The organism is Peribacillus cavernae, assembly GCF_003989135.1.
GTDB lineage: Bacteria > Bacillota > Bacilli > Bacillales > DSM-1321 > Peribacillus > Peribacillus cavernae.
Window position 1 is genome coordinate 52,844 of sequence record NZ_RYZZ01000038.1, and the last position, 7,991, is coordinate 60,834.

The 7,991-nt window shown below is 40.0% G+C and carries 7 protein-coding genes; 2 read left to right on the top strand and 5 right to left on the bottom strand.

What is annotated here, in order from left to right:
• Positions 1-124: 124 nt before the first annotated feature.
• The gene (locus ELQ35_RS19815; RefSeq protein WP_185861838.1) at positions 125-2,062 is read right to left on the bottom strand and encodes an oxidoreductase; all 1,938 of its coding nucleotides are present in this window, start codon (positions 2,060-2,062) and stop codon (positions 125-127) included.
• 52 nt (positions 2,063-2,114) lie between these two features.
• Positions 2,115-2,876 carry a GntR family transcriptional regulator gene (locus tag ELQ35_RS19820; RefSeq protein ID WP_126866912.1) on the bottom strand — a complete coding sequence of 254 codons (762 nt, stop codon included), beginning with the start codon at positions 2,874-2,876 and terminating at the stop codon, positions 2,115-2,117.
• Positions 2,877-3,136: 260 nt separating this feature from the next.
• On the opposite strand from ELQ35_RS19820, the gene ELQ35_RS19825 reads away from it, so the two are divergent.
• Positions 3,137-4,249 carry a transposase gene (locus tag ELQ35_RS19825; RefSeq protein WP_246026148.1) on the top strand — a complete coding sequence of 371 codons (1,113 nt, stop codon included), beginning with the start codon at positions 3,137-3,139 and terminating at the stop codon, positions 4,247-4,249.
• Positions 4,250-5,207: 958 nt separating this feature from the next.
• On the opposite strand, the gene ELQ35_RS23290 is transcribed toward ELQ35_RS19825, so the two are convergent.
• A complete protein-coding gene (locus tag ELQ35_RS23290) occupies positions 5,208-5,390 on the bottom strand; it encodes a hypothetical protein (RefSeq protein ID WP_246026149.1) in 183 nt (60 codons plus the stop codon).
• Positions 5,391-5,626: 236 nt separating this feature from the next.
• Positions 5,627-5,824: a conserved phage C-terminal domain-containing protein gene (locus ELQ35_RS23860; RefSeq protein ID WP_185861839.1), complete on the bottom strand. Its 198-nt coding sequence runs from the start codon at positions 5,822-5,824 to the stop codon at positions 5,627-5,629.
• A gap of 881 nt (positions 5,825-6,705) precedes the next feature.
• Between ELQ35_RS23860 and ELQ35_RS19840 the strand changes: the two genes are divergently transcribed.
• Positions 6,706-6,999: an AbrB/MazE/SpoVT family DNA-binding domain-containing protein gene (locus tag ELQ35_RS19840; RefSeq protein WP_246026150.1), complete on the top strand. Its 294-nt coding sequence runs from the start codon at positions 6,706-6,708 to the stop codon at positions 6,997-6,999.
• Between the two features lie 399 nt (positions 7,000-7,398).
• Here ELQ35_RS19840 and ELQ35_RS19845 read toward each other — a convergent pair whose 3' ends face one another.
• The gene (locus tag ELQ35_RS19845) at positions 7,399-7,953 is read right to left on the bottom strand and encodes a reverse transcriptase domain-containing protein (RefSeq protein WP_342773318.1); all 555 of its coding nucleotides are present in this window, start codon (positions 7,951-7,953) and stop codon (positions 7,399-7,401) included.
• Positions 7,954-7,991 lie beyond the last annotated feature (38 nt).

The following is a 7,991-nucleotide window of genomic DNA, read 5'->3' on the forward strand; positions in this document are numbered from 1 at the left end:
CTAATAAATAAGTGCGACGTATGACATAAAGCGTTCATTCATTCAAGTATTTCCTGATTACTAGGGCAAGAGTTATCAAAGCAATGACACATTGTGTACGTCAACACGGGACCCCGCGTGTATATCAAATCGTTCTAGCCACTCGATGTGCTTCATGAATGGCAGCTAAAATCTTTCGTGGTGCATAACTATCCCCGATATTATACGTTTCATATTTTTCCTTGAGGTTTTGATAAATGATGTTATTCGCTGAATTGCGGGTAACCATTACCACATCACTGCATCCAATATATTTCGGCTGCCCACCGAATACATCTTGAATTTCGATTCCATCAGATTTGATTTGAACAATTTTATGGCTTGTAAAGAAAGTAATATTTTCAAAGGAACGAATTCTTCGATTTATCCCAATCCAGCTTAAATAATTTGCTTCCTTTGCTAACTGAGGCTTTTTGGTTACTATGGTTACATTTTTTGATAAGGTTGCGATCTTCTCCGCCAATGCATATGGAGGAATGTCGCCATCATCATCGAAAATAACGACATGATCTCCCCATTCTTCCATGTTTATGGAATCGACAAAACTATGGACACGCATTGAGCGGTTTTCGAATTCAGGGAGGTTAGGGGTTGACCCAGCAGCAATGATCACCACGTCTGGCTGAATCGCATCAATGAAGTCTTCGTCGGCAACTTCTTTTAACCGGATTTCAACGTTATGACGCTTCAGCTCTCTTGTCAGAAAAGACAGTGTTTTAGTTAAATTTTCTCTCCCCGGCAGTTTGGCAGCTTGCAATAATTGCCCCCCTAATTCTGGTTGTTTTTCAATTAACATAACGTGATGCCCTCTGGCTGCAGCTATTCTGGCTGCCTCCAGGCCAGCTGGTCCGCCGCCAACAACGACAACCTTTTTAGGCAGACTTGTTCTTGTCAACGTGCCCATTCCGTACTCTTTTTCATAACCGGCTTCTGGATTATGCATACAGACTAAAGGCTTTCCGCCGTGAATCTCTCCCCAGCAGATATTACATGAAGTACATTCTCTTATATTGTCAGGATTTGTTGCCGCTTTATTGGCAAATTCCGCATCACTAATCAGAGCACGTCCAAGTCCAATAAGATCGGCAGAACCGCCCACAATTAACTTTTCCGCTGTTTCTGGATCAGTTATCTTTCCCATTCCCATTACAGGTATATTTCCGGAGATTTTCTTCACCTCTTCAGCCAAATGTATAAAAGGGGTTGGGGGAAAATGCATGTCAGCAACGTGATATTCGAGGCTAAAACTAAAGTTTCCCTGACTTACCCCAATATAATCCACTTTGCAATGCTGAATGATGTGTTGAATGAGTATTTTCGATTCTTCGAGATCCAAACCGCCTTCCACATATTCGTGCACCGTTAATTTGATTCCAACAATAAAGTCATCACCGCACGTTTCGTGAATTCGATTAATAATATCAACGACAAATCTTGCTCGATTTTCAATCGACCCTCCGTACTGGTCCCTGCGTTTATTGCTCCACGGTGAGAGAAACTGTGTAATAAGGTATCCATGAGCTCCGTGTAAAGAGACACCATCAAATCCTGCTTCCTTTAGATTACGGGCTGATAGGACAAAACTTTCCACAATCTCATTGATGTCTTCTACCGACATCTCATGCGGTACCGCATTACTTAATGGACATGGCAACGCAGAAACACCCCATGGAGACATCATTGGACTCCACAGTTGCTGCCTCCCAACATGCCATAGCTGCCCTAATAAAATGGTTCCGTGCTGATGAACCGAATCGGCAATCGAACGAAATTTTTCAATGTTTTCCTTTAGATAAGCGGCAGGCACATGGGGCTGCGGTACGGAAGTTGGATGAACGGAAAGTCCTTCTGTAACAATCAGTGCTACACCTCCTTTGGCACGTTCAGCGTAGAAATTCGCATTTCTTTCGGTTGGCTGCTGCTGTTCTGCATAATTGGTTACAAGTTCAACCATGGCCATTCTATTTCGCAACGTTTTATTTCCTAACTTAAGAGGAGAGAATAACAATGGATAAGTTGTCATTTTTTTGGCTCCTTTATTTATCATTTTGAAGTACCTAAATTAAGAAAGTTTATTATAACTGGTTTAAATCCTGATTAAGTTGATCGATTTTCGTTCTTCCAATGGAAGGCGCAAGTTTAACCGTATACTTATAATCTGAATGATTATAAACATTCACAATATTTATCGGAGTGCCATTTCTATCAAAAATAATAATTTCGGTAAAAAGAACGGAACTTTCCGGTAATACCTGAAGTTTAGCTGCTACATGTGTTGTGGCATCAACAGCTGAAACTGTTTGTAAAGCACTTTCCTGTTCATATCCATATTTGTACAATAGCTCGACAAAAGAATACATTTTTACTTCTTCTTCTGTAAATTGGCTTGCTATTTCTTTTGAGAAAAAGTTTTCTACATAACTTATGATTTTTTCACCCACTTGACGGGTCCGTTCCACTTTAACAATGGTTTCTCCTGCAGGCACACAAAGATTAGTGCGAATCTCTTCATTTGGTATAATTTCTTCTATTGTTACATCGGATACTTTTGTACTCAATTGCTGCAGCATAATATCTTCTATGTATCCTGAAAAAACGATGGGTTGAAGTGTTACAGTTTCACTTACAAAAGTACCAACCCCTTGTTTTCGAACAATCATCCTTTGCTCTTCCAGTATCCTCATTGATTGGCGTATTGTTACGCGACTCACTTCAAAGTCCTCGCTAAGTTGCTTTTCTGTCGGCATTAATTGGCCTTTTGGGTAAAATCCATTCACAATTCTGTTCCGAAGGAGATTGGCAATTTGATAATATTTTGGAATTAGTGAGTGACTCAAGTACTAAACCTCCTCTTATTTAAAATAGACTCTCGGCATTCACCGAGCTAAGTATGTCTAGGGTTTACCTGACCTACTCTAATGATGTCCCTCCTACTTTTGTGGGTGGGACATTTATTTTTGCAATATTTTGAACTGGAAATTAAATGTTGAAATATTGTCGTAAATATTCTAAGAAAACACTTGACTTTTTAAAAACATCCCAATAATCAGGCGGAAGGGTATTCATTTTCCTTACTACCGAATACTGGAGAGTTTTTATGAAACCTAATCTTATTCCCCATTCTTCGTATCAAGACTTTGTTATCAACCAACTACAGGAGCATTACTCCGGTGGCATTCTCGTCATCCATAAGAACCAGTGGCCACTTATTACCAAACTTTGGATTACTGACTTATCTCACATTACGACAACCCTTCGGCCGTTCTATGGTGATAAGGGTCCAAAGCCCCGCGATCCAGCTTCCATGTTCCGATCGCTTCTGGTGAACCTATTGGTCCGACCGGAACTTAGCATCACCCAATGGGTAGAAGAAATGCATACGGTCCCACTGTATGCCATCCTCAGTGGTTTTGAACCTGGTGACATTCCTGGTGTCGGCACCTTTCTCGATTTTTTCCCGCGCCTATGGGATTCTGAAAATAAGAATGCGACACGGAAAAAAAAGAGCAAAAAGTTTCGTAAACGCAAGCCCAAAAAGGGCAAGAAAGGTGAAAAAGCGCCTATCAACAAACCCGGAAGGGTTGAGCGATTGGTCCAATGGATTCTTTCCCGACTGCATCAGAAAAAGGAGTTGCCATCGGATCGGCTATTTGATTTCTTTCAGTCCCAGTTCCTAACCATCTCTGCGAAGTTGGGCTTGCTTGGGGACATGAATAAGCTGAACGTGGCTGGTGATGGTACACCCATAGAGACGTCCGCCCGTCCCCGGAGCAAATCGACTTGTGATTGTCGTGCCCAAGGCCTTGCGGATTGCCACCATCCCCGCCTCTATTCCCAGCCAGACTGTGACTCCGGATGGGATAGTTCAAGGGAAAAGTATTTCAACGGATATCACCTGTATATGATGAACGCAAGCGACAGCCCGAATGATTTACCCCTGTACCCGCGTCTGCATCCGGCATCGTCGCATGACTCGGTCAGCTTTGTTCTTAGTTCAGTGGAATTTACGCAACGTTTCACCTTGGGCACATTCGATAAAATTTTACTGGACGCCGCTCATGATGCCGAAGCCATTTACCGCCTGATCGATCAACAGAACCAGGAACCCATCATCGATCTGAACAAGCGCAGTAAAAAGAATATGGAGACGGGCGGGACATTCGTATTTCGCCCGAAGGGGTTCCCATATGCCCGAACGGCAAGAAAATGAGACCCAATGGATACGACAAGTCCCAGAACCGTCAAAAATGGAGATGTTCGCCATCCTGCGGATGTTCCACCGCTAAATATGGACGAACCTTCCATACTCACAGTAAGGACAATCTTCGATTGTTTCCAAAAACTTCTCGGGAAACGGAACAATGGAAAACGATATATAAACGCCGGACTTCCGTAGAACGCTCCAACAAGCGTGAGAAGATCGACTACTCGAAGCCGGACGACACCGTTCCACGATGATGTGGTACATCCGAATCTACGGAATTATGATGTGTCAGCACATCGATGCTTGGTATCAAAACTTGAAAGATCAAATCAACATGAAAGAGTTGCTTCAATCAGCTTAAGAAATCACAATTAACTTTCAAAAATCTTCCATATGGAGGATTCTTAAGTGTATCCTTTTTTTGAAAAGCGAGTAAAAATATTCAATCCAGTTGCCGCCTAAAACAGAAACAAAGATTTTCCAGTAAATAACTAGGTTAATGTGCTAATTATTGGGTATTATCACTTCCTTAATTCCGAGAGACTATTTAAAAGATTGAAAGTAATAAATGTATTATTAGTGAGCTCCCACTTTCACCCCTATCAACTTGCACGAATATTTGTCTTAATGTACTAAAGATAATACATTTTATTTGAGCGTATCGTGAAATATTCCGGATATATGTAATATTCTAATTGTAAGTAATATTCAAGTCGATGCCAGCAGTTGTCCGAATAAGGCTGCCAAATAAGTTGCTGCACTTTCCGACGATTCATATTTCGCTTTTCAAGTTATGGTCCAATACATATACTTGTTCAATGGTGTCTTTTCTTTTTTTTCATCTTTATCTATTTTTTCTTCAAACGCTTCCCGTGAAAAGACTTCCAGAGGAACCAAGTCACATGACATAGGTCAAACGCCTCTTCCGCTTCTTGATTAAACAACCCGATTCCTTCCATCGCCTTCAGGCCCTCCTGATTCCAAGTATCTCTCTCATTTTTGCTAATTCTTGCTGAATGACTTCTTTTGCTGCCGGCTTTTGATGGGTTTTCAGGATGACAACGGTCTCCTGGTAATCAGGAATGGCACGGGAAACGACCGCTCCTGCAACAACGAGATCCGAAACTTTTGGCGGATAAGTTGACACAGATACGAAATGACAGCAGTCTATCTTTCACTTTTTCAAACGAACAGGTCTGCAATACTTCATGCCAGGCATCCACTTTCTTTTGATCGATTTCAAATTGGTCATAATACACGATAATTAATTCCAATATTGTGAACAGTTCATTCTTCGTCATGTAAATCAAAATCCTCCCTCCGCCATTTTTTCTTACCTGGCTTTTGGTTGAGATAAGATTCAAATTTCGTCCCGAATAAAGTCTACGGCCGGAGATACTTGCTCCAATGCGGATCATTCAGCCATTCTATTGCTTTTAGGTCAATGACTTTCTTAAAATCATCCAGTCTAAAACTTTCACGATACCTGGCTCTAATGAGTTCCCTGTTTTTTCTGGTAGTCGGTTTGTAGGATGAATTCGTTTTTTTGTTCAGGTATTGAATGATTTCGCGAACAGGCAATATCTCTTTTTCTCTGTTGTAGTCTCTGTAGTACTCTCTGGTATTGCTTGACTCACGGTGCTACCTTCAGCGGCTCTTTCTGAATCCGATAACATATCGTCCTTGCACTCTGACATGCCATCATGAACCTCTCGAAGTTCTTCCTCCAATTCCGAAACTTTTCATAATCAACCGAATACCATTTCGTCTGATCCATTTGGCTATAGTTAAACCTGTCCGAGATCAAGTACCCCATATCCTCCAGTACCTTGACCGTCCGTTTGACTGTACTCACCGACCAAACGATAGATTGATAGTAGTGGAAAGTCTAAAATAGCTCTATCTGTCTTTTTCTGTTTTGTTTTTCAGTTTATGGGGGTTTTGTTGTTTGTGTGGAATATATGATATACGCCGCATTAGAAAGCCCATTTTTTATCCTCTTATTTGCTGCAAGGCCATTCTTATTAATAATCCACTTTATCTTGTTTCATTATTTTTTCAGACTTTGAAAATAATTTATACGTATGGAGGTTGTATGTAGTTGACTGTCAAAGTTTCTAGTATTGGATTAAAAGGTTTAGCCAAGCAGCAATGGAGTAATCGTGTTCAAATCAAGATCATTCGTTTAGCAAGAACAATCTCAGATTTAAGCAGACGATCCCGATATGGATGAATTCATCTGGAAAGTCATCACTTGAAGGCCAACCAACGCATCTTCAAAAACCACTCTTGATAGCGAGGAAAAAGTAATGCCTCGCAAGAAACTAAGTAAGTTAATTCCGACTGGCCATACTCAGAAGTAAAATGGATTCGAACTTGTAAAAGAATAAAAATTCATATTGGGTGGATATCTTTATAAAAATTGTTTATACTAAAAGTAAGGAAGTAAGGAATACGAAAGGGTGAGAATAACGGGGATTATTAAACCTAAATCAGCTAGACTGACGTCCAAAGGACAAATTACGATTCCTAAATCAGTTCGACAAGCACTTGATTTAAATGAAGGAGATCGTGTTATTTTTGTGGAAGAAGAGGATGGAAAAATGGTTGTAAAAAAAGGAGCACTTGTGGTTTTTGACGAATTTGCAAACTCAATTAGTCAGGATGCAAAGGAAAAAGGGATTACAGAAAAGGAATTATTAGATGACTTGAAACAAGTTCGAAAGGATTTATGGAATGAACGAACCAAAAAATAAGCTTCGAGTATTCATTGATACAAATGTTCTAATATCTGCGGTGATCTCAGAAACATCACCTTGTAGAAAGTTAAAATGTTCCACGGGCGGCTAAAACCCCATAGGTTTGGTTACGGAAATATTATTAAAGTTTATAGTCGGAGTACGGAAATTATGCAAAGCTGCAGAGGTGGCTTCTTTTATGTTATAAGGGACAATCCTGTACAATAATCGTTATCGAGCTAACGCAGTTCTTATGTTGAACAAAAAGTTATAATCCATAAAAAAATCCCGGCTAATCATAAGTCGGGACTTGTTTCAAGATTGAAATGAAAGTCTCTTTGTGAATCAAAAGAATGCCCCGATTTTCATTTAACGAGCCTGTATCAAAATTTAGATAATGATTGGCTGGAATGGGCTTTAGAATTGGTATTTAATCAAAAAAACCTTTACTTTGTCTTTGAAGTTGTTCACATGTTTTATGTTGTCCGTTACACAATAGTAATTGTAATATCCAACTAATGAGCGGTCTAGTCGTCTCTTCACTTCATGAATATCGGTTGTTCGATTAGCTTTCAACCATTCTTTGAGCTTTGCACGCATTTTCTTACTGCTTGATTTGATTTTCACTCGAAACTTTCCCGTTTGGCTTTTACTGCAGTAATGAGTAAAGCCTAGGAAATCAAAAGTCGGTGGCTTTCCTTCTCCGTTACTTTTGCAGTTTCTCTCGGCAAATCGGCCAAATGGTATGATTTTCGTTTTATCTTCTGCTACCTCAAGGTTGAATATCTTCAAACGCTGAATGAGCGCTTGATAAAATGCTTGTGCATCATCTTTGTATTGAAAGCAACATACGAAGTCATCTGCATACCTAACAATGTATGCTTGTCCCCTACATTGTTTTCTTACAACCCTATCAAACCATAGATCTAGTACATAATGGAGGTAGATATTCCCTAATATTGGAGAAATAATTCCGCCTTATGCAAAGTAAAATATTATGCAAAGTAATC

What these genes read in the sequence shown, in the direction of transcription:
- ELQ35_RS19815 (WP_185861838.1), bottom strand. Translation starts at nt 2,062, where the DNA reads ATGACAACTTATCCATTGTTATTCTCTCCTCTTAAGTTAGGAAATAAA.
- ELQ35_RS19825 (WP_246026148.1), top strand. Translation starts at nt 3,137, where the DNA reads ATGAAACCTAATCTTATTCCCCATTCTTCGTATCAAGACTTTGTTATC.